The 23,644-nt window shown below is 47.8% G+C and carries 22 protein-coding genes; 4 read left to right on the forward strand and 18 right to left on the reverse strand.

The window, feature by feature from the left end; genetic code table 11:
- Positions 1 to 15: 15 nt before the first annotated feature.
- The 8 genes from ACAN54_RS04475 to ACAN54_RS04510 all read right to left on the reverse strand — a co-directional run bounded on the left by ACAN54_RS04475 (position 16) and on the right by ACAN54_RS04510 (position 7,442).
- Complete coding sequence (locus tag ACAN54_RS04475) at positions 16 to 870, reverse strand: carbohydrate ABC transporter permease (protein ID WP_379154169.1); 855 nt, start codon at positions 868 to 870, stop codon at positions 16 to 18.
- Positions 871 to 1,027: 157 nt separating this feature from the next.
- Positions 1,028 to 2,269 carry a sugar ABC transporter substrate-binding protein gene (locus ACAN54_RS04480; protein WP_379152981.1) on the reverse strand — a complete coding sequence of 414 codons (1,242 nt, stop codon included), beginning with the start codon at positions 2,267 to 2,269 and terminating at the stop codon, positions 1,028 to 1,030.
- A gap of 429 nt (positions 2,270 to 2,698) precedes the next feature.
- On the reverse strand, positions 2,699 to 3,196 hold the full coding sequence (locus tag ACAN54_RS04485; RefSeq protein ID WP_379154171.1) for a DinB family protein: 498 nt from the start codon (positions 3,194 to 3,196) through the stop codon (positions 2,699 to 2,701).
- Between the two features lie 112 nt (positions 3,197 to 3,308).
- Positions 3,309 to 4,301: a YiiG family protein gene (locus tag ACAN54_RS04490; protein ID WP_379152983.1), complete on the reverse strand. Its 993-nt coding sequence runs from the start codon at positions 4,299 to 4,301 to the stop codon at positions 3,309 to 3,311.
- Between the two features lie 310 nt (positions 4,302 to 4,611).
- Complete coding sequence (locus ACAN54_RS04495) at positions 4,612 to 5,043, reverse strand: SRPBCC family protein (RefSeq protein ID WP_379152985.1); 432 nt, start codon at positions 5,041 to 5,043, stop codon at positions 4,612 to 4,614.
- Between the two features lie 2 nt (positions 5,044 to 5,045).
- Positions 5,046 to 5,546, reverse strand: a complete 501-nt coding sequence (locus tag ACAN54_RS04500) for a MerR family transcriptional regulator (RefSeq protein ID WP_379152987.1) — start codon at positions 5,544 to 5,546, stop codon at positions 5,046 to 5,048.
- 192 nt (positions 5,547 to 5,738) lie between these two features.
- Positions 5,739 to 6,971 carry an aminopeptidase gene (locus ACAN54_RS04505; RefSeq protein ID WP_379152989.1) on the reverse strand — a complete coding sequence of 411 codons (1,233 nt, stop codon included), beginning with the start codon at positions 6,969 to 6,971 and terminating at the stop codon, positions 5,739 to 5,741.
- Between the two features lie 123 nt (positions 6,972 to 7,094).
- Complete coding sequence (locus ACAN54_RS04510) at positions 7,095 to 7,442, reverse strand: hypothetical protein (RefSeq protein ID WP_379152991.1); 348 nt, start codon at positions 7,440 to 7,442, stop codon at positions 7,095 to 7,097.
- Positions 7,443 to 7,669: 227 nt separating this feature from the next.
- Here ACAN54_RS04510 and ACAN54_RS04515 point away from each other — a divergent pair, with 227 nt between their 5' ends.
- A complete protein-coding gene (locus ACAN54_RS04515) occupies positions 7,670 to 8,764 on the forward strand; it encodes a VanZ family protein (protein WP_379152993.1) in 1,095 nt (364 codons plus the stop codon).
- Between the two features lie 100 nt (positions 8,765 to 8,864).
- Complete coding sequence (locus ACAN54_RS04520) at positions 8,865 to 10,328, forward strand: serine hydrolase domain-containing protein (protein WP_379152995.1); 1,464 nt, start codon at positions 8,865 to 8,867, stop codon at positions 10,326 to 10,328.
- Between the two features lie 84 nt (positions 10,329 to 10,412).
- On the opposite strand, the gene ACAN54_RS04525 is transcribed toward ACAN54_RS04520, so the two are convergent.
- Positions 10,413 to 11,177, reverse strand: a complete 765-nt coding sequence (locus ACAN54_RS04525) for an exodeoxyribonuclease III (protein ID WP_379154173.1) — start codon at positions 11,175 to 11,177, stop codon at positions 10,413 to 10,415.
- Positions 11,178 to 11,317: 140 nt separating this feature from the next.
- On the opposite strand from ACAN54_RS04525, the gene ACAN54_RS04530 reads away from it, so the two are divergent.
- Entirely contained in the window at positions 11,318 to 11,605 is a 288-nt protein-coding gene (locus tag ACAN54_RS04530; RefSeq protein ID WP_379152997.1) for a hypothetical protein, read from the forward strand.
- 109 nt (positions 11,606 to 11,714) lie between these two features.
- Here the strand turns inward: ACAN54_RS04530 and ACAN54_RS04535 are convergent, their stop codons facing one another.
- Positions 11,715 to 12,818 carry a citrate synthase gene (locus ACAN54_RS04535; RefSeq protein WP_379152999.1) on the reverse strand — a complete coding sequence of 368 codons (1,104 nt, stop codon included), beginning with the start codon at positions 12,816 to 12,818 and terminating at the stop codon, positions 11,715 to 11,717.
- A gap of 114 nt (positions 12,819 to 12,932) precedes the next feature.
- Entirely contained in the window at positions 12,933 to 13,784 is an 852-nt protein-coding gene (locus ACAN54_RS04540) for a helix-turn-helix transcriptional regulator (RefSeq protein ID WP_379153001.1), read from the reverse strand.
- A gap of 257 nt (positions 13,785 to 14,041) precedes the next feature.
- Here ACAN54_RS04540 and fabF point away from each other — a divergent pair, with 257 nt between their 5' ends.
- A complete protein-coding gene (gene fabF, locus ACAN54_RS04545) occupies positions 14,042 to 15,280 on the forward strand; it encodes a beta-ketoacyl-ACP synthase II (RefSeq protein ID WP_379153003.1) in 1,239 nt (412 codons plus the stop codon).
- 170 nt (positions 15,281 to 15,450) lie between these two features.
- On the opposite strand, the gene abnB is transcribed toward fabF, so the two are convergent.
- From abnB to ACAN54_RS04580, 7 genes are all read right to left on the reverse strand, one after another.
- On the reverse strand, positions 15,451 to 16,884 hold the full coding sequence (abnB, locus tag ACAN54_RS04550; protein WP_379153005.1) for an arabinan endo-1,5-alpha-L-arabinosidase AbnB: 1,434 nt from the start codon (positions 16,882 to 16,884) through the stop codon (positions 15,451 to 15,453).
- Between the two features lie 169 nt (positions 16,885 to 17,053).
- On the reverse strand, positions 17,054 to 18,124 hold the full coding sequence (locus ACAN54_RS04555; protein WP_379153007.1) for an ABC transporter ATP-binding protein: 1,071 nt from the start codon (positions 18,122 to 18,124) through the stop codon (positions 17,054 to 17,056).
- A gap of 346 nt (positions 18,125 to 18,470) precedes the next feature.
- Positions 18,471 to 19,451 carry a phosphotransferase family protein gene (locus ACAN54_RS04560; RefSeq protein WP_379153009.1) on the reverse strand — a complete coding sequence of 327 codons (981 nt, stop codon included), beginning with the start codon at positions 19,449 to 19,451 and terminating at the stop codon, positions 18,471 to 18,473.
- 4 nt (positions 19,452 to 19,455) lie between these two features.
- Positions 19,456 to 20,424, reverse strand: coding sequence for a sugar phosphate isomerase/epimerase family protein (locus tag ACAN54_RS04565; protein WP_379153011.1), 969 nt, complete (start codon positions 20,422 to 20,424; stop codon positions 19,456 to 19,458).
- A gap of 37 nt (positions 20,425 to 20,461) precedes the next feature.
- A complete protein-coding gene (locus ACAN54_RS04570; protein ID WP_379153013.1) occupies positions 20,462 to 21,526 on the reverse strand; it encodes a Gfo/Idh/MocA family protein in 1,065 nt (354 codons plus the stop codon).
- Between the two features lie 39 nt (positions 21,527 to 21,565).
- Entirely contained in the window at positions 21,566 to 22,663 is a 1,098-nt protein-coding gene (locus ACAN54_RS04575) for a Gfo/Idh/MocA family protein (RefSeq protein WP_379153015.1), read from the reverse strand.
- Positions 22,656 to 23,423 (reverse strand): sugar phosphate isomerase/epimerase family protein, encoded by a 768-nt coding sequence (locus tag ACAN54_RS04580; protein ID WP_379153017.1) that lies wholly within the window; start codon positions 23,421 to 23,423, stop codon positions 22,656 to 22,658. The genes ACAN54_RS04575 and ACAN54_RS04580 overlap by 8 nt, the downstream gene beginning before the upstream one ends.
- Positions 23,424 to 23,644 lie beyond the last annotated feature (221 nt).

Consider the following 23,644-nt stretch of genomic DNA (forward strand, 5'->3'; position numbering starts at 1 on the left):
CGCTACAGCTGACACTTAATATTCCACTTCTTTCTTTTTGACCGCGAATTGAATGAGTGTTGCAATAATGATGATAATGAACAACACGAACGAGCCGGAAGCCGCATAACCGAACTTGCTGAGCTGGAAGCCGTTGTTATAGATGAAGAGTGCCATAGACATCGTGGCATTCAGCGGCCCGCCCTTGGTCATGACCAGCGGTTCTTCGAAGAATTGAATCCAGCCGATCAAGGTCGTAATGGTCACAAAGAAAGTAGCGAATCCAAGAAGAGGTACTGTGATGAAGCGCAGCTTCTTCCAGCCAGTCGCCCCGTCAATTTCAGCCGCTTCATAATAGGAACGGGGAATGCCCTGCAATGCTGCCAGGAAAATAATCATATTGAGACCTATGGATTTCCAGAACGCCAGCAGGATCAGAGATAATTTCGCAAGATTCGGGTCTTGAAGCCATTGCTGTGCCGGAAAGCCGAAGATAGACAGAATGTAGTTGAACAGCCCATAGCTGCCGTTATACAAATATCCCCACACCACCGCGACGGCTACAATGTTAGTAATCGACGGCATATAGTAGATGACGCGGAAGCTTTTGAACAGCCACCCTGTTCCATAATTAAGCAGCAGCGCCACCCCCATGGAGGCAATCACGACCATCGGTACACCGATAACTACATAGATCATTGTGTTGTACATCGATTTCAGGAAGACCGGGTCTTTGAAAATGTTAATGTAATTATCTAAGCCCACACTGCTGATATTGGAATAATCCGCAAGCCCCACCAAATCCATATCTGTAAAGCTGATGACCAGCGCTATGATAATTGGAATTATGGAGAATACAGTCAGCAGCAGGACAGCAGGTGCGATAAACATATATGGATATTTATTTTTGTTCCATTGCTTCACAAATGAACTCACAATCACTCACATCCTTTCGCTTTCTTGCACTACCTTTCCATACAATGAACGCACACACTGCCGAAACCCCTTCATTACGGAGAATCGGCAGTATGCCTGGAAAGAGTGTTGCTTATTTGTTGCCCAGAAGTTCATTTGCCTTTGCGTTAAGCTTGTCCAGTTCGGTCTGTGTATCCGCACCGCCAACCGTGATCTGTTCAAAGGAAGCCATAGCCGCTTGTGCAATCTCTTCATATTCTTTTACCGTTGGAGCAGGACGTGCATTCTTAAGCTGTTCACCAAAAGCGGCAATCATCGGATCTTTCAGCGCATCGTTATCCCAAGCGGCCTTCAGTGCAGGCATCGAGTTGGAAGTTTCATAATATTTCAGCTGTGCATCCTGTTCAGCCATGAATGCGATAAATTTAGCAGCTTCATCCGGATTTTTGCTGTAGTTGAAGATGGACAGATCAGCACCACCGATGGAAGAGGTGTTAGTTTTTTGAGCAGGAAGAGTGGTTACTGCCCATTTGCCGTCAATCTCCGGAGCTTTTTCCTTAACAGTCTGAATCATCCAAGGGCCACTGATGAACATCCCCATGGTACCATCTTTAAATGCAGCTACCGTATCCAGATCTGTTCCCTTAGGGGACAATCCTTCATCGTAGAAGCTCTTCAGAAATTTAATCGTGTCCACATATGCCGGCTGGTTGAACTGGGGCTGACGGTTGCTGTCAATCAGCTCGCTTCCGTTCTGCCAGGCGAAGATAGCCGTATAGATCGAATCCTTCGCTTCGATAGGTAACGCATAATGTCCAGCTCCACCTTTGGCAACCAGCTTCTTGCTGGCATCCTTCAATTCATCCCAAGTCTTGGGACCTTCCGGATAACCTACGTCACCTAGCAGATCAGTGCGGTAGAACATAGCGCGCGTCTCAACATAGAAAGGAACTGCTACCGTTTTGTCTTCATATTTTGTCGTTTGAACTGCACCGTCGAAGAAATTCTCCGCTTTCATGCTGGGATACTTTTCAATATAAGGCGCCATGTCCTTTAGTGCACCTGCTGCCGCAAACTCAGGAATCCAGGTTGTTCCCATTTGGATAACGTCAGGACCGTTTTTAGAGGCAACGGCAGTCAGCAGTTTATCATGTGCAGTATCCCAAGGAATCGCTTGCACATCCACTTTGACACCCGGATTCTTCTCTTCATACATTTTGGTAATCGGCGTTACAGTATCCGAAGTTCCCATGAACCATACTTTCAACGTTTTGTTATCACCAGCTGCTGAATCATTAGAATTCCCACAACCTGCTGCGACCAAAGAGAAACCCATTAATACAGTTGTAGCTACCAAACCAGTCTTTTTCATCATTACTTTCACCCCTGTTGTAGTGTTTGACAAATTTATATATTCATGAATAAAACCCTTACATCGAAACGTTTCGATTCACTTCGAAAAAAAATTCGAGTTTTTCTGTGAAACATAGTATAAATCGCAGACTCCTTAATGAATAATTACCCATAAAAAGAGATCTAAAACTACTTTTTCTACATTTTCCCTTGAAAACGAGATCTTTCCCTAAGTGTAAGGCTCATTAGTCGGATTCACAGATCGAATCGTTTCGATAAACCTATTATATGACTAGCTGTTAGCGATTTCAAGTAGGCCGTCTAAAAATGTCGAAAATAACATAAATGCCTTCGATTCATTTGCGCAGTTGAGAGGACCTTCCATCAGATAATAGCAAAAAGACCGCCATTTCTGGCGGCCCCTCCCGTTGCCTGTTGTGAAGAGTACACGCTACTTGCCGAGTTCGTCCGCGGTCGGACCGTAGACACCAGGTACCGGCTGATCAAGCAGACGCAAGTACATTCCGAGCTGTGCACGATGATGAATCATATGGCTCATCCCCATCGTACGGAATGCTATAGCCTTCGGCTGTACGGCCATGACCGTATCGCCGCGACGGAGTGTCCAGTTCGAGCCCAATGCCGCTTCATCGATTGTGTCCAGCGTCTGCTCGAGCTCCTGGATGTTCGCATTGAATTCGTCTAGCATCGCCTGCCTGCTCTCTAAGGCTACCCTGCGTGATGGTATGGTCCCCAGATCCAGTTCCGGATCGCGCAAAATGAACAGTTGCCAATTAATCAGGTTGACGACATGCGTTGCTAATTCCCCAAAAGTATAAGACTTCGCATGCGGTCTCCAACCCAGATGTTCGTCCGGTATGCTTTCCAACAACCTGCGCGTTCCCGCCCATTCTTGCATAACGTCCCCGACCAGCAATGATTTGTTCAACATCTCCTTGTTCCTCCTAATTGTTCAAATACTGTCAGTTCACTTAATTTTATAATAAAACCTCCCCATCGAAGCTATTAGATCTAGGTTTGCTTCTAAAGGGAGGTTTTGCTTAATTCATTTCATTATAACGTTCAACAGCCTTGCTCAGCAGATAATTGAAATTTTCAGGTGTTCCATCTGTAGTGTGGAGGAACTGACCGTTCAGATCAGAATCCGATACAGGCTCCTTCTTATTGATGCGCTCAATAATTTTCGAAGCGGCCGCTTTTGCCTCAGTGGCTGAGTCCACATAATTCCCTATACTGAAACTGTTAACCCCTTCTTTTTCAATCCGTTTCTTATCTTTTGAAAGGGTCATGAGCTCACTCAAATCCGCGGTCATCGTATCGTATTTGACTTTAAACTTCGTCATATCAAGCTTGAGCACATTGCCGGCGGTGATTCCCTGTTCATCCATTTCAATGGCCGTAGCCTCGGCGTCTATCATGAACTTCAAGGCACTATACCGGATCTGCTGGTCTGAATCCTTGAGTTTTTGCAGTTCAGCCAGACGCTGCTCGTTACCCAATTTCTGCAGAGCTGTGAAGAATGGTTTGGCGACTTTCTCATAAGCAAGATTGGCACTTACCAGCTTGGTATGCAGCTGCTTTCCTTGTGCGAATTCATCATCCACGTAACCCCTTGAATCATAGTAGGCTTTCATTTCATCCAGTACGGACAACAGCTCTTTGATGACTGGTGTCAGTTGGATTACTAAGGGGTCTGCGTTCGCAAAAGCAGGTTGGCTTGCGGTATAGCCGTTCGCTTGATCAATGACTACCCGTTCAGGTTCAGCAACGTCGAGCATGATGAAGCTGAAATTCTTCTCGATTACAGGCTGTGTATCCATTCCGAACTTCTCAAAATAATGAATTAGAACCTCATTGATTCTGCCTGTCATCAAGTTATTAAGCCTTACATATGCATTGTACTTCTCAATTTCCTTTTTCTCTCCGGAGGTAACACCAGCAGGCGCTTTATCCACTGAAGAGGTAATAGCAGAACAAGCGGATAACATTGTACCTAACATGATAATGGTAATAAAGAATGATAGCTTTCTCAAAATAGTGATTCCTCCGACTAGGTCATTTAATGTTCTCTTTCGGGTCTATACTCTTCTCTTAGCCGCATATCAATAAAGATTATGATACACATCTCTTCAATTTTAAAATTATTTTGTGAATAGGTCTTGAGTCTGGAGTAGCAAAATTGTCAAATTTTATTTATCGGCTCTCCGCTTGATCTGAACAGGTAAATTAAAAGGGGTGCCTTTCGGCACCCCTTAAGCTAAGTAAGATCTTTTTCTGTGTAACACGCAAATTTTCGCTAGGATATGAGGTCCTCGTCTGCAATAGTCCACATAATAAACCCCGCTAGAGTGTTTTGCCCAAGGCATCAAGCATTTCGTTCGTGCCTTGCTCGCGAATCTCTGGAGTATCTTGCCCGTCAAAAAACGCCCCCTGTTCGGTGAAAACCAGCTTGGTTCCTTCCTCGACCGGGATGAACTCAACCGTTGTAAGCGAAACGGAAAGGCGCTTATCGCCAGCATCCAATGAGTAAGTGTAGACAATCCGCTGTTCCGGAATGATCTCTTGGTAGTTAGCCTCGAAGGTGAAAACCGGTCCTTCTGGCGGCCCTCCTCTGCTATATTCCCGTCCTCCAACACGGAATTCAAAAATATCGGGCTTCGAAAACCACCTTGCTTTTAGAGCCGGGTCAGACCAAGCACCATAAACCTTTCCAAGCGATGAGGCATAGGTTCGTTCGACAACAAACGTAGCATGATTGACGAATCTTTCACTCATGGTTAATCCTCCTTTGATTTTGTTGCTTCATGTTCAGCATCAAGCAAATTTCCTAGAGTATCCAGTCTGTGCTCCCAGCTCATCCGACGCTCGATAACCCGCTTTTCATGGCTCATTTTCATTGTGTATAGGATACTTGTAAAGTCTTCCACCGTTAAGGGAGCCTTTACTTGAATGGACTTGGATACATATTGGAGTTGTTCTAGAAGTCTCTGCTGCAGCTTGATTTGGTCTTTGATCCGTGCTATTTGCAGGTCAACGATCTCAAGTGCACTGATCTGCCCGCCTTCCAGAAGACATTTCACTTCATCAAGGGATAGGCCAAGCTCCTTAAGGGATACAATCTGCTGCAGACGCGACAGGTCGGATTCGTTGTACAGTCGATGACCGGAGTCGGTCTGTCCGGACGGCGAAAACAAACCGATTTGATCGTAAAATCTAAGGGTACGAACGGTAAGTCCCGTTATTTTCGCAAGGTCTCCTACCTTCCAATACTGTCCCATAGTCACTCCTTCGTTAGCGCTAACGTACATTGATTATAAAAGATGACGTTACGTAAGGTGCAACAAAAATATTTTCAATGAAAGCTTATCCACACGGTTTATGACGATTCTAAAAAAGCCGCAAACCCACCCTTAGAGGGGTTCGCAGCTTCAGTAACCGGAACAACAAATAGGATCACATTCCCATGTGTTCTATAGTACCCAGTTTCCTTTGCGGAAGACAGGTTCAATGGTCCCATCGGCTAATTCGCCATCAATATCAAGCTCTGCAGAGCCTATCATGAAGTCAACATGCGTCAGGCTTACATTGGCTCCCCGCTCCAGCAGCTCCTCGCTGCTAAGTGAGGTTCCGCCTTCTATATTTACCGGATACGCACTGCCGAGTGCAAAGTGACAAGAAGCATTCTCGTCGATTCCAGTATTGTAGAAGACTCTATTCAGATTTGAAATAGGAGAATCATGTGGTACCAGTGCCACCTCTCCCAGATAAGAGGCGCCTTCATCCGTTTCCAGCAGGGAAGTCAGATGCTCCCGCCCGGATTCGGCATCATATGCAGTTACTTTACCGTCCGTAAAAGTGAGCTTGATACCATCTACTAGCCGTCCATTCAAATTAAGCGGCATCGTGCTGCTGACAGTACCGTTGACTCCTTTGCGGTGCGGCATGGTATAGATTTCTTCTGTCGGCATATTGGCTACAAAATAGACCCCGCCGGCATTTTCGCCGCCGCCGCCGCGCCAGAGATGTCTCTCTGGAAGCTCCACATGAAGATCCGTTCCAGGAGCGCGGTAATGCAGACTTTTGTAGCGTTTGGCATTCATCCGTTCCTGGGATTGCTTGAGGTCTGCAATATGTGCTCGCCACGCGGCTACCGGATCCTCGCTGCCCACACGGTTCATCTGGAATACCGCTTCCCACATGGCTTCCACACGCTGTTCCTCCGGTAGATCAGCAAACACTTTGTCCGCCCAAGCCCGTGTTGGCGCCTTGATCAGCGACCAGCTAATCCGGCTGTTGCGGGTATAGCTCTGATATTTCTTGCGTGCTATGGCTGCAGCTTTCACTGCCGTGGAAACTTTGGAGGAATCAATACCGCGGAATAATTCCGGATCAGGTACTTTGATATGTAATACAGCCCCACCTTCTTCCGCGAACCCTTCCAGCATATCTGCATGCCACTGCGGGTAATATCCAAAAGAATCATCTGCAGCCTTCTCATAACGAATACGTGTTACCTTTTCATCATCCCAATCCACAAGCACGTATTTGGCTCCTGCTTCATAGGCCTTGCCTACAATCAGACGAGTTAGCTCTGCCGTTTCCAGTGGCGAATGAATCATAAGTACTTGACCAGACTGCACATTTACTCCGACCTTGACAACCAGGTCAGCATACTTTTCCAGCATTACATCAAAATCCTTCATCGCTTCATTTCCTCCGTATCATGGATTGCTCTATTCAAATATATAAAGGAACACTTCCTTTATTTTAGCGCAAAATGCCGGAGGTGGCGATTTCTTTACTAAATACACGATTCAAGAATGGATTTATTTCTTATCTACTTGCAGCAGTGTAACTGTCTTGACAGCATACGTATGGGCGATTTTTTCTTCTTCGATAATATTCAGTTTAATCAGACTGGCGATTTTCGCCGAGTCCGCTTTGGAGAGCAATCGCCAGACCTCAGGATCAGATAACGTCCGGTATAGCTTGTCATCATCGTATTCCCTGCGGTTTTGCGTGACCAGCTTCACTCTGTAGCCTCCGATTTCATTGTCCGCCTGTCCCTGCTGCGCACAAAATGCCAGGATCTCTTGCCGAAGCTCGCCCAGTTCTTTCTCCATCTCCTTCTGCTTGGCCTTCAGTTTGTAATATTGCTGTACTTTCTTGTCCATCTTGCTTCACGCTCCTCTCCAGACATATGTATGCCGGATAGGCTCAATAAATAAGTGTCACTCCGCATTGCAGGGTTACCGGCACAACGCGGCGTCTAACATACGAAGGGTACTCATTGGTTTATTTCATGTTCAGATTTATTTCATGTACACACCACAACTACTATTCTATTTACGGCAGGTGGATCATGCTTCAATCCTATCTATTTCCAATTTCCTACGCATTCATGTCTTTTCCTGTGGCAGCGCTGCTGTTCACGCTCCCATTTCTTATGGTCCAATACAGACGCCATGGCTATATCAACAAGATTAGGGCACTTATTCTTTATTTGCTGCTGCTCTATTTGCTGAACGCCTTTTATCTGATTATGCTTCCCATGCCGTCGTCCAGGCATAATGCCTACCCTATCGGAAATATGATTCAGCATATACCGCTGCATTTCATTCAGGATATCATCCGCAATTCCAACATCAGCTCCGATGACCCTTTATCGTATTGGAAGATACTACGACAACCGGATTTCCTTCAGGCATTGTTCAATGTATTGTTGACGGTACCCTTTGGGATGTTCCTGGGTTATTATTTCCGCACACGCTGGGTCGTTTGCATTCTGCTTTCCTTTACGCTGTCACTGCTTTTTGAGATCACCCAGATCACGGCTCTCTTCGGATTTTTTGATCATCCCTACCGGATCTTTGATGTTGACGATCTATTGACCAATACGCTGGGCGGAATTGCCGGTTACCGGATTGCACTCTGGGTATCCGCACTGTTGCCACGAATCGAACAGCTCGATACACGGGTAGATTTATCTGCCAAAAGAGTCACCTATACCCGCAGAAGCATCGCCTCGGTATTAGACGCACCAATCTGGAGCATGGTATTGCTGCTGCTCTATTCCTTCCAGGTGCCATACGCTTATTGGATCACAACAGGTATATATTTTGTGGTGATACCTTGGTGTACCGGAGGGAGGACCTTTGGCAAATGGGTGGTCCGGATCCGCATCAGCAGCGAAGACGGCCGCAACCGGTTATGGGGATTAATCGTAAGATACCTGTTCCTGTATGGAATACTGGTGGGTATGAATATACATCTGCTTTCTCCCTCACGGCTCTCGAATTTGCCAGGTCCATGGATGGGAATCGTGTACGGCGCAGTCATGTTCATGAATCTCGCATTCTTTGTCCATCTTGTAATCCGTGTATTCAAGCGAAATCCGGTGCTGGTGTATGAACAACTTAGCCGGACCCGTAACAGAATTACCTGGCCCGACAAGGAGCACGCAGACTCCGGGAGTCCATTGTCAGATTCCGTCTGAACCTATAGGGGTCCCATACAGGACTCTCGTATCTTGTTCATGATTGTTATAATATAGGGGTTATAAGCTTTTATCCATATCATTCAAGGGAGATAGGATTATGGAAAATACGCAACAGAAACGTCAATTTCCAAGAAGCCTGCCGGAAGCGCAGGGGATCCCGTCAGCAGCAGTTTCTTCTTTTCTTAATGCGATGGAAGAGCAGCAATTAGGTCTTCATAGCTTCATGTTGCTGCGCCATGGTGCTGTAATAGCGGAAGGCTGGTGGTCGCCTTATCAACCCGAGCTGCAACATTCTTTATTTTCACTCAGCAAAAGCTTCACCTCAACCGCTATCGGACTGGCAGTGGCAGAAGGATTATTATCCCTGGAGGACCGGGTTGTGGCCTTCTTTCCCGAGGATGCTCCGGAGGACATCAGCCCCAATCTGGCACTGATGAATATTAGCCACCTGCTGATGATGGGTACGGGCCATACAGTAGATACCATGCCAACTATGATGAGCAGCGAAGACGTCAACTGGGTCAGAACATTCCTCCGGCTTCCGGTCGATAAGACACCTGGTACACATTTCCTGTACAACACTGGAGCTTCGTACATGCTCTCTGCCATTTTGCAAAAAGTAAGCGGTCTCACTTTACTGGAATACCTGGAACCCCGCTTGTTTGTTCCGCTGGGCATTCAACATCCGACTTGGGGCTCTTGTCCCCGGGGGGTCAATCTGGGCGGATTCGGGTTAAGTATCACTACCGAAGACATTGCCGCATTCGGACAATTGTATCTGCAGCAAGGGGTATTGAACAATACTCAGCTGCTGACCCAAGAATGGATTGCGGCCGCTACCTCCAAGCAAATCAGCAACGATGATGGTAGTCCGGGTGCAGCTTCCAGCGACTGGGCACAGGGTTATGGCTTTCAATTCTGGCGTTGCCGCCATGACGTATACCGCGGAGACGGAGCCTTTGGCCAATTCTGTATCGTAATGCCAGAACAGGATGCGGTAGTTGCCATAACAAGCGGCAGCAGTGATATGCAGCGTATTATGAACGGAGTATGGGAGCACCTTCTGCCTGCCATGACAAATGAACATGTAATTGTTGATAACGATCCTGCTGCAGCGGAGTTGAATGTACAGTTAGCCCAACTAAATATTCAGCCTCCAGAGATAGCCCCCTTTTCAAGCTTGGAAGAAACAGTGAACGGCAAAGTCTATACACTGGAAGCCAACTCGCTGCAGCTGGATGCACTGGCGGTTTCTTTTAGCGAATCAGCGGCTGAATTAACACTGCAAGGACCGTCGGGTGAACAAAAGGTTTCTTTGGGCCGCGGGGAATGGGTTGAAAGCACCGCCAGCATTCTGGATAATACTAGGAATCTAATCATGTCCAGCTTTACCTGGGTCACCGAGGATACGCTGCTGCTGACCCTCTTGTTCGTAGAAACTCCCTTCCGATTTACTGTAGAGATCACATTCCAAGAATCTTCCATTGTGGTTAAGCAGCAATATAATGTGTCTATGTCAGCTGAAGATCTGGAAACCGTAGTTACCGGCCATTTGTTGTAAATAATCATCTGGATTAACGACAAGGACCGTACACCCCTGATGTGGGATGTACGGCCCTTGTTTAGTTTTTACCCAACCTGCCCATTATTCCTGTATATCCTCAAACTCCACTACCACCGGGCAATGATCACTGCCCATTACGCTACACTCTATTCCCGCCATCCTCAGCTTCGGCGCTAATCGTGAAGAGGCCAGAAAGTAATCGATACGCCAACCCACATTCCGTTCTCTGATCTTCGGCATATAAGACCACCAGGTGTAGGCTCCCTCCTGATCCGGGTGCAGGTGTCTGAACGTATCAATGAATCCTGACTCCAGTAGTACTGTCATCTTCCCCCGCTCTTCATCGGTAAAACCTGAATTCCCGCGGTTGGCTTTGGCATTCTTCAAATCGATGTCCTGATGGGCTACGTTCAGGTCTCCGCATACCAGTACTGGCTTCAGCTTGTCCAGCTCCAGCAGATAGCTGCGGAAGCGATCCTCCCATTCCAGCCGGTAATCCAGTCTCGCCAGCTCACGTTGTGCATTTGGAGTATAGACATTTACGAGATAAAAGCCGGCGAATTCCAGTGTAATCAACCGGCCTTCGGGTTCAGAGTCCTCTTCCATTCCGTATCTTACAGAGAGTGGCTTGATTTTTGTGAATACCGCCGTTCCTGAATACCCTTTTTTCACTGCATAATTCCAGTATTGCTCATACTCTTCTCCCATATCCAGAAGAATCTGCCCCGCCTGAAGTTTAGTTTCCTGCACACAGAAAATATCTGCATCCGTTTCTTTGAAGTAATCCATGAAGCCTTTGCTAACACAGGCTCTTAGTCCATTCACATTCCAGGACACCAGCTTGATCATATGAATTCTCCTTACTATTAACAGTATTATTCTAAGTGTAACATATCATATTTGTGCGAATCTCCTATGTCATTTGTCAAAGCAATAATAGAGTAACCGAATATAATATTCTATCAAATGAAAAGGAGGTCGTTACCATGGCTATCTTGTTACCCATTCAATACTTTAATCTGGCTCCATCTGTAGGTAAATCATATTACGAGAATCTGTCAGGTGGCATTAACGCAGCTGTAACAGTAAACAACAATTCCGCATTCCCCGTGGATCTTGTCATCTACCGGGTCAACGCTCCAGTTGTCACTTATACCATTCCTGCACTGAACAGCCTTACACTTAGCGTGAGTGCTCTGCTCGTAGCCGCTCTTCTCAGCACGGCTGCCGGCGCTGTCTTTGGCACTATTGAAATTGCGACATCCGACTTCTAAAAAAACCCCAGAGTATCCCCCTCATACTCTCGCTCATGACCATCTCCTCTATATGAACAACCCCGGCCGCTTATCGGCTGGGGTTGTTTTTGCGCATCCATACTGTTCTTTAGAATTCGTTCTTGGGCATAGATCCTGTATAGACAGATTGCGGCCGAAAAATCCGGTTGTTCTCTGCCTGCTCCATAATATGAGCGGTCCAGCCAATAATTCTTCCAGCTGTAAAGGTTGGTGTGAAAATATCCGGAGAAAGCTCCAGCGCCTTCAAAATAGCTGCTGCATAAAACTCAACATTGGTGAACAATCTCCGGCCCGGCTTGTATTCTTGAAGTAAATGTATCGCCGTAGCTTCTACATGAAGTGCCAGATCAAAAGAAGGATCCTTGCCGATCATTTCCTGTGTCGCGATCTGAAGAGCTTCCGCACGCGGATCCTTGGTTTTATAGATCCGGTGCCCGAAACCCATGAGCTTGGTGCCACTATCCAGAGCATTCCGCAGCCACGGTTCCGCCCGCTCCTTGGTTCCGATATCCTCAAGCATCGATATCACCTCATATGGAGCACCGCCATGCAGCGGCCCTTTCATCGCTCCGATTGCACCGGCTACCGCAGCATTCATGTCCGATTCGGTAGAGAGCACAACGCGGGCAGCGAATGTTGAAGCGTTCATCCCGTGCTCCATGCATAGAATCAGGTATGCGCTAAGTGCCTTCACATGCGCCTCCGTTGGCTTTTCTCCAGTAAGCATATATAAGTAATTGGCAGCATGACCAAGTTCAGATAGCGGTTCCAGTGGTGTTAATCCATTCAGTGTACGATATCTGTAAGCAATAATAGTCGGCAGGATGGATGCCAACCTGACCGCCTGCCCAATTACCGGAGGCCAAGTGGAGTTTCCCTGCCCGCCAAGCGCAGCAACAGAGCTCTGCAGCACCAGCATCATAGGTACAGACGCAGGCATCAGTTCTATGATCTGGCGGAGATATTCAGGCAATTTACGGGATACGGCCATCTCGCTCTTTAGCAGTTCCAGCTCATCCGCAGAAGGAAGATGCCCGTTCCACAGCAAATAGGCCACTTCTTCGTATGTACGCGTGACTGCAAGCTCTTTTGCCCAATATCCCCGGTATACCAAATACCCCATTTCTCCATCTACCAGACCAATGTTGGTTTCTCCTGCCACAATGCCTTCTAATCCGGTGACTTTTGCCATTATGCTGCACTCCTTTTCCGATTCCATAAGTTAAACATCATATTAGGAGTATAAACGCCAAACCTTACATTGCATATTTATAGTTTTTTATGAATCCATAAAGATTTTTTATCATCATTCCTCTACATGCTGCTCCATTAACTGCTTAAGTTTGGCTTCAGTGTTGGAATCGCCTTCTGGCGTATAGATACTGCACCGCAAATCAGTACTGCCGTGTACTTGGAGCGAAGTGAGATGAAACAGCATTTTGCCCGCTTTGGCGTGACGGAATTCAAGCACTACGTCAGGTGCTGAGCTAACCCGGCTCTCTTCCCATAGCAGATTGAACTCCGTATGCTGCTGCTTCATCTCCGCAATGAAATCATCATACCAGCGATCCTCCACGTATTGGCCGTAATAGGCCCGGAATATGGATAAATACCCTCTGACGAACTGCTGCCAGTTCACGGCAAGGCGCTTGAATTCCTTCCGCACAAACAGTAGGGAGATCATATTCCTCTCCTCAGGCGGCAGTGTAGCAAAGTCGAGAAATACATGGGCTGCGGCTGCATTCCAACCAACGATCCCGCATCGGCGGTCAGAAATTATGGTTGGACAATTGGTTAATTCCTGCAGGATCTTCTGCAGTGAAGGACTGATCTCAGAGATATTCTCCTGCGGATAAAGGGCAGCGCCGGGACCGTTCTCCAGTGCCAGGGCAAATAAATAGCTACGCTCATCTTTGGTAAGCTGCAAAGCAGCAGCAATACAGTCCAATACAGAAGGCGAAACTTTGATGTCCCTGCCTTGCTCCAGCCAAGTGTACCAAGTGTTACTGACTCCTGCCAGCTGCGCAACCTCTTCCCTCCTCAGACCCGGAGTTCTTCTGCGCGTACCTTGAGGCAGCCCGGCCGATGCAGGGGATATCGCAGCCCGCCTTGCTTTTAAGAAGTCTGATAAAGCCTGAAGTCTGGTTTGAGTGGACATAAGTTAAGCGCCTCTTCCTGAATGAAGTTTAGAATAGCACTAATTATACTATGATAAACGACAACTTGTAATAGGATAAATTAAGTGGAAAAATAAACGTATAACAAAAACAGTTACATGCTTCGTCAGCAAGTTATACGGAGCCGATTCACATGGAGCTTATGCTATCAAAACATGTAGATGCTTACGAAGCCAGTTTTGCGGAGTCGATTCACATGGAGCTTATGCTATCAAAACTTTTAGGAGGATCATTCATTATGGAACGCGTAGTAATAACAGGCATGGGTTTGGTCTCGCCGCTTGGAAATACAGTAGAACAATTCTGGGGACGCCTGGTTGCAGGAGAATCAGGGATTTCTCCGATCACCACCTTTGATACCACACATTTCAAAGCAAAGATCGCTGGTGCTGTGCACGATTTCGATCCTGAGGGCAGGTTTGGACGTAAGGAGGCCCGGCGGATGGACCGGTTCAGCCAATTCGCCCTGGCTGCTGCCGAAGATGCTTGGGCAGATTCCGGACTTCAGTTAGACAAAATCGACCGCGAACGAATTGGGGTATACGTAGGCTCAGGAGTCGGAGGTATTCAGACCTTGATGGAGCAAGCCGATGTGCTGCGTTCCCGTGGTGCGGAAAGAGTCAGTCCGACGCTGATCCCTATGCTGATCTCCAATATGGCTGCAGCCCTGATCAGTATTAAGCTTGGGGCACTTGGCCCTACTCTCTCCCCTGTAACTGCCTGTTCCATCGGCAATACAGCTATAGGTGAAGCCTTCCGGATGATCCGTTTCGGCGGTGCCGATATCATCATTGCAGGAGGCACCGAAGCTGCAATTAACGAAATATCACTGGCCAGCTTCGGAAATGCGACTGCGTTGTCCACCCATAATGAGGACCCGCACAAAGCAAGCCGCCCATTTGATGCGAATCGTGACGGGTTTGTCATCGGAGAAGGGAGCGGGATTGTCATTCTGGAGTCCTTGTCTCATGCGCTGAAGAGAAATGCCGTCATTTACGGTGAAGTAACCGGTTACGGTGCCAGTTCCGATGCCTATCACATGGTGGCTACTCATCCCGAAGGTATAGGCGCCTATCAGGCGATGAAGCTGGCGATTAAGGAGGCCGGGATAGAGCCTGGGGATGTGGATGTGATCAGCGCTCATGCTACCAGCACTCTGGTGGGTGACCGTTCCGAAACGATGGCGATCAAAAAACTGTTCGGCGATCAAGCCTACCGTATTCCGGTCACAGCCAATAAATCAATGACAGGGCATGCCCTGGGCGGCGCCGGAGGTCTTGAGGCCATTGCACTCATCCAAAGCATCAGGAAGGGCATTATTCCGCCTACCATCAATCTGGAGGAGCCGGATGAAGTCTGTGACCTCGATTACGTACCTAATATCGCACGCCAAGCGGATCTGCATATCGGAATCTCTAATTCTTTTGGCTTCGGAGGACATAATGCAGTTATTGTGCTGCGGAAATACACAGAGTAACTAGGCACTCAACTTAAGGAATGTCTATAAGAATAAAAAGCCTCCAGCCCCCTACACAACAGGTGGGTCTGGAGGCATAATTACTGGTATAACTGCTGGTGCTTTTGTGGCAGGAATCACCAGAAGATTATTACTCTTGCTATATATTGGGTAGCGGGTTGGTGTAACGTTTAATTCTTATCGGTATCCGGCACATCATGGCTTCCCCAGAGTGTGACGCCAGCAGTTGAGACCACTGAAAACGTCATTACGTTTTTACCAGCCGCTTCATTCCACTCCTTCAGGAAAACTCCGCTGTAAGCCACTCCATCAATAGTCACCTCTGCATTATGATCTCCAGTCAACTTCCAGGTGCCTTCAACCGCCCCCGTGATCTTCCCGTCAGCTGTGAATTCAATGGATTCCGAGCTGACTATATCAGCAGTGATGTCTTTGCCGTGGTTGATGTATCCATAGCCGCCGCTGATCTCTTTGGTAGTGTACTTTCCAATCTTTTCTCCACTGTAACGGTGCGGAGCTACCACCGGCCATCCGTCTGTATTCATAAATATCTGATGTACACGGACCTCATGTTCCTCACCTCTTCCAGGAAAACGGGAATGGAAAATGAGGAAATACTGACCGCTCTTGGCATCGTAATAAGCTGAATTGTGTCCTGGAGACACATAACCACTACTTCCAGACTCCGCTTCATCTTCTGTATTTGTGAATTCGAAATTACCCATCAGCTTCACTCCATATGGAGAGTATGCCGGATCATCGAACAGTACGCCAGCTGTACCTTTCGCATCAATCATAGCCTTGCCTTCCGAGTCTTCAAAGGGACCATCCGGATTCTTGGAGCGGGCAACGCGGATATTATAGCCGCCGTTCGCATCCAAACCCCCATATGAGAGGAAAAGATAGTAATAATCGGTCTCCGGACTGTAGAGCATATAAGGCCCTTCAATCCGGGCATGATTGCCCCCTAGCAGCTTCTTGCCATAACCTTGATCAGGCAGCGGAAACCCGGTCGCGGGATCCAGCTCTAAAATGAAGATCCCCCCAGAATAGGAGCCATACACCATCCAAAGCTTGCCTTCCTTATCAAAAAACACATCCGGATCCACTACGTTAGGTTTCTCCGTTGCATCATAAATCTCACCGTCATCGCCGGTGCCTGCCATACCGGATTTAAGAATAATCCCTTTGTTTGTGTAGGGTCCCTCAATGTTGTCAGATACTGCGATTCCCATCGCCGACAGTGGAGAATCTCCTCTGCAGGCGTCATAGTACATATAAAATTTCCCGTTGGATAGCTGGATGACATCAGGTGCCCAGAGGGTATCCGACTGCGCCCAGCTGAGTGTCTCACTTAATTCTTCGGTTACATTAGGTATAAGTACATTGCCATCGGCAACGCCCGAAGACAACTGTGTCCAATTCATCAGATCCTTGGATTTGGCTGAAGCCAGGTGGGAACCAAAGACATAAAACGTATCATTCACTTTGATTACAGAGGGGTCATGAACAGAAACATTACTAAATTCAGGGTTGCTGTTACTACTGCTGCATGCCGACAATATAGACAACGATATTAAAGTGGTAAACATTCTTTTTTTCATCCTCTAGCCTCCTATGTATACCCTTACATTTTGCCGTCCGGAAATGAAATAGTCAATACTTTTATTTATATATATTAGTTATGTTTCACATTTACTTAAAGTATAATCTTTTATTCAGCACAAAAAAAGCGCCAAGCCCGTTAAGGAACTTGACGCCTCGTTACTATTATTAATAATCGCCGGCGTTCTCTACCAGCACCGGTTGAGGATATGCATTGCTAAGCACGCGCTGTCTCTTCTTCACCACTTCAGGCGGTTCTGCCGCAGGCGCCATGGGGTGCATGAGCCAAGACTTCACCAAATGGGAATCAGATACCTTGTACATTGGTGGTTCTTTCTCCATGTCGATCTGCATCGCATAAGTGCTGCGGAGTGCAAAAGCATCGCCCTTTGGCGGCTTGATCAGATCTGGAGGCGTTCCTGGAATCGCAGTAAGCAAAGATCCTTTGCTCTCGAGACTTGGCATGGAAGCCAGCAATCCCCAGGTATACGGGTGTCTCGGGTCATAGAAGATTTCTTCTGCTGTACCCATCTCAACAATTTGACCGGCATACATTACCGCAACACGGTCAGCCATTCTGGCTACAACTCCAAGATCATGTGTAATGAAGATAATTGCGGTATCAATCTTCTTCTGAAGGTCCTTCATCAGATCCAGAATTTGTGCCTGAATCGTTACATCGAGCGCGGTTGTCGGCTCATCGGCAATCAGTAGCTTAGGGTTAGCCGCAAGTGCCATTGCAATAACCACACGTTGGCGCATCCCGCCGCTGAACTCATGCGGATACTGCTGATAACGGCGTTCCGGTGAAGGAATACCCACCAGATTCAACAGTTCGATAGCGCGTTTGTACGCAGCATCCTTGGTGATTTTCTCATGCTTGAACAGCACTTCGGTAATTTGCTTGCCGACCTTCATCATCGGATTCAGCGAAGTCATCGGGTCCTGAAAAATCATTCCGATTTCTTTCCCGCGGATCTTCTGCATTTGCTTTTCCGTTTTACCGATTAGGTCCTGACCGTCGAACAAAATCTGTCCGCGCTTGTATTCACCCATCGGCTGGGGAACCAGCTTCATAACGGCCTGCGAAGTTACGCTCTTACCGGAACCGGATTCGCCCACGATCGCCAGTGTTTCCCCTTTATTCACATGAAAGCTAACTCCACGGATTGCTTGTACTTCGCCTCCGCGTGTTCTGAATGATATAGCCAGGTCTTTTACCTCTAAAAGGCGCTCCATCCTGTCACCCTCTCGTTTCTTTTCAAATTACGATAAAGATTCTCAATACGTAAAAAACACACAATAAGTATTATTTTATCTATTTACATGTGCTTACGTCAAGAATTTTCTGAAAATCGGCGATGCCGTAGCAAACGTCTTCATACTTGTGAAAACAGACATTTCTAAAATAGGAAATACCCAATTTATTAGAGCTGGCTTAATTCACGCTTACAAGAAATAAGCCTTTACAAAATATACACGAAACACAAGGGTATAGCAAAATTCTACATGGCTGTGCTAAGGCCGTTGCTGCTATTACCGGCAAGAAGACCGGTGTCTCCTGTGAGAACCGGCCTTCGCTTTTTCACACTTTCTCTTCAACTGTATCTACAAAGTCTTTCAAGGTTTCACGCAAATTATCAAAGGCCCAGCGTACATGATTCTCATCCTTGTATTGCCGGGAATAACACTCAATGACCATAATCAGATCAAGATACAGGTCGTACAACCTGATGCGGAGCTGCTCACCAGGAGTGTTAAAAGGTACGCCGTAGCCCTCCAGGAACGCAGGAGAATTCTCAAAATGGCGGAAGTAATATTCAAGCAGCACATCCCCCCAGAGCGCGCGTTCCCAGTCAATGATCGACACGATCACACCGTCTTTGACAAAAATATTGCCATTCCACAGATCCCAGTGAATCAGACGAGGTTCAGTTACCTCATCAAGTGCAGGCAGATACCTCTCCAACCCCTGCCTGATGTCCTCATAGGAAGACGGTAGCTTAGCTTCCAATCTTTCGCCATCATCCAGCACAGCATGAATCATGGTTGTAAAAGTCTCACGCCATGTTCTTCCCGCGGCTCCTGCAGATTCTCCAAAAAGCCCAAAATGTTCGCCAGTAATTTTATTAATCAGGTATTGATATCGGCCCAGCTCCCGTTCAATGGAGGCTTTACCTTTGTCCGTGAGACTCTCTTTGACCTCATCGTAGGGCGTTCCCTCAACCTTTTCCATGAAAAAATAAGGACTTCGAATCCGTTCACAGCTCTCATCGAATCCATACACAGCCGGCACCGGAATACCGCCTCTGGCCAGAACCAGGCGAAGCGCCTTCACTTCAGCACGCATGATGTCTTTTTCGTAGCTAAGCGTTGCTGTCTCCTCAGCAGGGGCGACCTTCAGAATCACGGATTTGCCGTCTGATAGTTCAAGATCATAAGCAGTATTGAAAAAACCTCCGGTCAACTCCTTGCTGCTGATCAAAGATATATCATTTCCAAATGTGCCCGTTACTAATGCTCTAAGCTGCTGATCATCTAATTTGACTTTTGTAAAGCTCTCCATTCATTTAGACCCACCACATATCGGCTAGAGGCTCCTCAATCAATACCTGGCGGAGATTGTCTACTGCTTTGGAGAATCCTTCTTCAATAGACATCAACCCGTCCTCGTGTTCAATGCTGACTACATAATCATAGCCAACTAATCGCAGTGCGCTGATGATATCCGCCCAGACCTTCACATCATGACCGTAGCCCACTGAACGGAACTGCCAGGCCCGGTCCAGCATATTCGTGTAGGACTGCATATCGGTCAAACCGTACATATTCACATTGACCGGATCGATCACGGTATCTTTGGCATGGAAATGATGAATTGCACCTTGGCGTCCCAGGATATGAATGGCCTGCACGGGATCAATACCCTGCCACCACATATGGCTCGGATCAAGGTTCGCGCCGATTACTTCGCCTGCAGCCTCCCGCAGACGGAGCAGTGTAGCCGGTGTGTGCACGGAGAAGCCCCCATGCAGCTCAAGGCCAATCTTCACATCGTGCTGTGCAGCAAACGCGCCCCATTCAGTCCAATAAGGGATGACCTTGTTCTCCCATTGCCAAGACAGAATCTCCTGATAATCATTCGGCCACGGAGCTACCGGCCAGTTGGGGTATTTGGCATGTTCATGGTCGCCCGGGCATCCAGAAAAGGTATTCACAACTGAAACACCCAGCTTCTGCGCCAGTTTCACAGAGTTCACGAAATCCTCGTGATCTTTGCGAGCGAGCTCTTTCTGGGGATGCAGCGGATTGCCGTGACAGCTCAGCGCACTGATCATCAGACCGCGTGACTCTACTGCATGCTTGAATTCCTGGAGCGCTGTCTCATTCTCCAGCAGCAGCTTGGGATCACAATGACTGTTACCCGGATTGCCTCCGGTACCGATCTCCACTGCCTTAAGTCCTTTGGAAGCTACATAATCCAGCGCGTCCTCCAGCTTGCGACCGCCGAAAAGCACCATAAATACACCAAGTTTCATTGCTCTGCCGCCTCTCATTAACGATTGTTAATCCTGTTTAGTACAAGTCAAAATCCTTCACGGTCTGATTAGTCTCAGCCGATTCAAATATCGCTTCTATTAGCTTCAATACACGCATTACCTCGGTATTTTTGACAATCGGCTCTGCCTTGCCCTCAATTACATCCGCAAAGTTGCTATAGAAGCTGGAGGACAGTTCCACTGCCTGCGGCAGCGCTTCAGTAATCGTCGCTCCTTCTGATGGAGGAGCCATGGTCTTGGTGAGACCGACACCGGCGCGGATCGGGGTAGGTTCCCGTCTCTCATTCTTCTGGTTACGGGTAACAATACGGCCCCTCAATGACCAATCTTCAATAATCCCTGTGCCTTCTGTACCTTTGACGTACCATCTTGGGAGTGTGATAAAATTGGTAGTCCCCACTTCGACGACAGCTTTGATACCATTCTCGAATTGCAGCAGGGCCTCGAAGCCATCATCCACTTCATTGCCCAGAATAAAGCTCAGGCTGCTGCTCACACTGGTTACTTTACTGTCAATCATGAACAACAGCTGATCCAGCAGATGAACCCCCCAGTCCAGCAGCATGCCGCCGCCCTGTGCCTTCACATGCCTCCAGTCACCCGGAATACCGTTGGCTCCGTGAACACGCGATTCAAGCTGGAACAGTGGACCGATCGTGTTACGCTCATACATTTCCTTGATGACCCGGAAGTCTTCATCCCATCTCCGGTTCTGATGTACCATCAGTACACGCCCGGCCGCCTCTGCCGCCTCCGTCATTTCTTTGAACTCATCTGACGACAGAGCGACCGGTTTCTCACAGATGACATGCTTACCTGCTTGGAACGCAGAGATAGCGATATCTTTATGCACATCGTTCGGCGTTGCAATCAGTATGGTATCAACCTTTGGATCTGCCAGTACATCCTCATAGCTAACGTAAGCGGTGTACCCTGCCGCTTCGGAGGCGCCTCGGCGCTCCTGCAGCAGGTCGAACGTTCCAGCCACCACCAGGCGGCCGTCCTCCTGAATCAATTGTGTGTGATAGCTGCCCATACCGCCATAACCAATGATGACAATGGTATGTTTCTGTAAACTCATGGTCTCCACTCCTGTTTCAATAGATGTTGCTTTTTCTAATTACTTGTCTGTGCTTCCGTCAAAATACACCGCACGACCTGTACGTGCCGATTCATAGACGGCTTCAAGAATTTGTGTAACGACAAAAGCCTGTTCCGGTTTAACTACCGGCTCCTTGTCTTCAATTACTGCTTCCAGCCACAGGCGGGCTTCCCGGTCCGCTTCACTCTCAGCAGAACCGCTGTAGAATGCCACACCACCCGAGGAGAGGTCCACTTTGGTCTCATACAGACGTCCGGCACGTTCTCCGTTCAGACGCAGACCATCCTTCATGTCCGCTCCGCCCTCTGTGCCAGCAAGCATGGTTTGGGCTTCACCGAATTCCGATACGTTCAGCGCCCAGCTGGATTCCAGGGAGATTGTAGCCCCATTCTCCATCGTAATGAAACCAAATGCAGAATCTTCTACTTTAAATTGTTCAGGGTCCCATGGACCGAAGGCATTGGCCGCATTTTTCTTCTGCCCCAGCTTGTGGAAAGTCGAGCCGACTACCATACGCGGTTTGTAATTATCCATCAGCCACAGGGTCAGGTCGAGCGCATGAGTCCCGATATCGATCAGCGGGCCTCCGCCTTGCTTTTCTTCATCCAGGAATACGCCCCATGTAGGTACTGCACGGCGACGCAGTGCAATGGCTTTGCCATAATAAATATCGCCCAGTTCTCCGCTCTCACAGAGTCCCTTCAGGTATTCACTGTCTGAACGGAAGCGGTTCTGATAAGCGATGGAGAGCTTTTTGCCGGTCCTGCGTGCAGCATCCAGCATTTCCTGAGCCTGGGCTGTCGTCTTAGCCATCGGTTTCTCACACATCACATGATTGCCGGCTTCAAGTGCTGCTACCGAGATCACGGAATGACTGTCATTAGGTGTACATACATGAACGATATCAAAACCGCCTTGGGCCAGAAGCTCACGGAAATCCGTGTAGACAGCTGCATCCTTCGTTCCGTAGGTTTTCGCCGCCTCCTGTGCACGTTCCTCTATGATGTCGCAAAAGGCCACCATTTCGGCATTCTCTTGACGGGACAGACTTGGCATATGTTTGCCGTTTGCGATACCTCCGCAACCGATAATAGCAATTTTGAGTTTGTTAGACATGAACTTTTCCTCCTTGATTGGCGTATGCTTTAATCCATTTTAAGCTGTCCGCTACACTTTCAAGCGGTGAACGGCTGCAATAATCCTGCTCTACAACTGCCCATTCTGCACCTGCTGCATCAGCGGCTTCCAGAATATCGGCCAAATTTACTTCCCCTTCGCCCAGAACTACTGTCTCTGCCGATCCGTCGTCTAGCTTCTTCATATCCTTCAGATGGATAATGGGCAGTCGTCCGGAATATTTGTGAATGTACTCTACCGGATCATATCCGCCGTAATATACCCAGCAGGTATCCATTTCCACCTTCAATACTTCTGCAGGAACTTCTTCGAAGATATAATCAAAAGCGGTCCGGCCGCCGATTTGCTCTGTGAATTCAAATTCATGATTATGATAAGAAAGAACGGCGCCGCGGGCGCTGCATTTCTCTCCGATAATCCGCAGATCTGCTGCAACCTTTTCCCAATTCCGCTGCTCTTCAGTCAAATAAGGGACAATCAGATTGGGGTTGCCGATAGCCAGATTGAAGCTGATCTCCTGCTCCGTATCATTCAGCATGGCATCATACGGACGGTGTGCTCCGAGTGCGGTAAGACCGGTTTCTTGAAGCAGCGCATTCACTTCCTCTGCCGTCCGTCCAAAGAAATGATAAAATTCCACACCGGCATATCCAAGCTCAGCCACCTTGCGGAGGGTTCCTTCAAAATCCTGTTCCAGTTCTTCTCTCAGCGTATACAGCTGCAAGCCGATCTTCAGCATGTTTGCCTCACTCCTCATGGTTTGGTTTGTACGTTCCTATCTATTCTGTTACTCCTAGTCCTTGGGTGCCAGATTACATGACTCACCTGAACAAAAGGGCTGCAAGCACCTGAATCTCCAATATCTGTCTCCCTTATCCCTTATGTTCCATTAGCGTATCTATGTAGCCTTCAGAGCCGCTATAAAGCCCCCTCCACCTTATTTATATGTTTTTTGCTCAG

It is taken from the genome of Paenibacillus diazotrophicus, assembly GCF_042610465.1.

Bases quoted from the DNA above. Each gene is read 5' to 3' on its own strand.
- ACAN54_RS04475 (WP_379154169.1), bottom strand. From the start codon at position 870: ATGTTTATCGCACCTGCTGTCCTGCTGCTGACTGTATTCTCCATAATT.
- ACAN54_RS04480 (WP_379152981.1), bottom strand. From the start codon at position 2,269: ATGATGAAAAAGACTGGTTTGGTAGCTACAACTGTATTAATGGGTTTC.
- ACAN54_RS04495 (WP_379152985.1), bottom strand. From the start codon at position 5,043: ATGAGTGAAAGATTCGTCAATCATGCTACGTTTGTTGTCGAACGAACC.
- ACAN54_RS04500 (WP_379152987.1), bottom strand. From the start codon at position 5,546: ATGGGACAGTATTGGAAGGTAGGAGACCTTGCGAAAATAACGGGACTT.
- ACAN54_RS04505 (WP_379152989.1), bottom strand. From the start codon at position 6,971: ATGAAGGATTTTGATGTAATGCTGGAAAAGTATGCTGACCTGGTTGTC.
- ACAN54_RS04510 (WP_379152991.1), bottom strand. From the start codon at position 7,442: ATGGACAAGAAAGTACAGCAATATTACAAACTGAAGGCCAAGCAGAAG.
- ACAN54_RS04515 (WP_379152993.1), top strand. From the start codon at position 7,670: ATGTCTTTTCCTGTGGCAGCGCTGCTGTTCACGCTCCCATTTCTTATG.
- ACAN54_RS04520 (WP_379152995.1), top strand. From the start codon at position 8,865: ATGGAAAATACGCAACAGAAACGTCAATTTCCAAGAAGCCTGCCGGAA.
- ACAN54_RS04530 (WP_379152997.1), top strand. From the start codon at position 11,318: ATGGCTATCTTGTTACCCATTCAATACTTTAATCTGGCTCCATCTGTA.
- ACAN54_RS04535 (WP_379152999.1), bottom strand. From the start codon at position 12,818: ATGGCAAAAGTCACCGGATTAGAAGGCATTGTGGCAGGAGAAACCAAC.
- ACAN54_RS04540 (WP_379153001.1), bottom strand. From the start codon at position 13,784: ATGTCCACTCAAACCAGACTTCAGGCTTTATCAGACTTCTTAAAAGCA.
- fabF (WP_379153003.1), top strand. From the start codon at position 14,042: ATGGAACGCGTAGTAATAACAGGCATGGGTTTGGTCTCGCCGCTTGGA.
- abnB (WP_379153005.1), bottom strand. From the start codon at position 16,884: ATGAAAAAAAGAATGTTTACCACTTTAATATCGTTGTCTATATTGTCG.
- ACAN54_RS04555 (WP_379153007.1), bottom strand. From the start codon at position 18,124: ATGGAGCGCCTTTTAGAGGTAAAAGACCTGGCTATATCATTCAGAACA.
- ACAN54_RS04560 (WP_379153009.1), bottom strand. From the start codon at position 19,451: ATGGAGAGCTTTACAAAAGTCAAATTAGATGATCAGCAGCTTAGAGCA.
- ACAN54_RS04565 (WP_379153011.1), bottom strand. From the start codon at position 20,424: ATGAAACTTGGTGTATTTATGGTGCTTTTCGGCGGTCGCAAGCTGGAG.
- ACAN54_RS04570 (WP_379153013.1), bottom strand. From the start codon at position 21,526: ATGAGTTTACAGAAACATACCATTGTCATCATTGGTTATGGCGGTATG.
- ACAN54_RS04575 (WP_379153015.1), bottom strand. From the start codon at position 22,663: ATGTCTAACAAACTCAAAATTGCTATTATCGGTTGCGGAGGTATCGCA.
- ACAN54_RS04580 (WP_379153017.1), bottom strand. From the start codon at position 23,423: ATGCTGAAGATCGGCTTGCAGCTGTATACGCTGAGAGAAGAACTGGAA.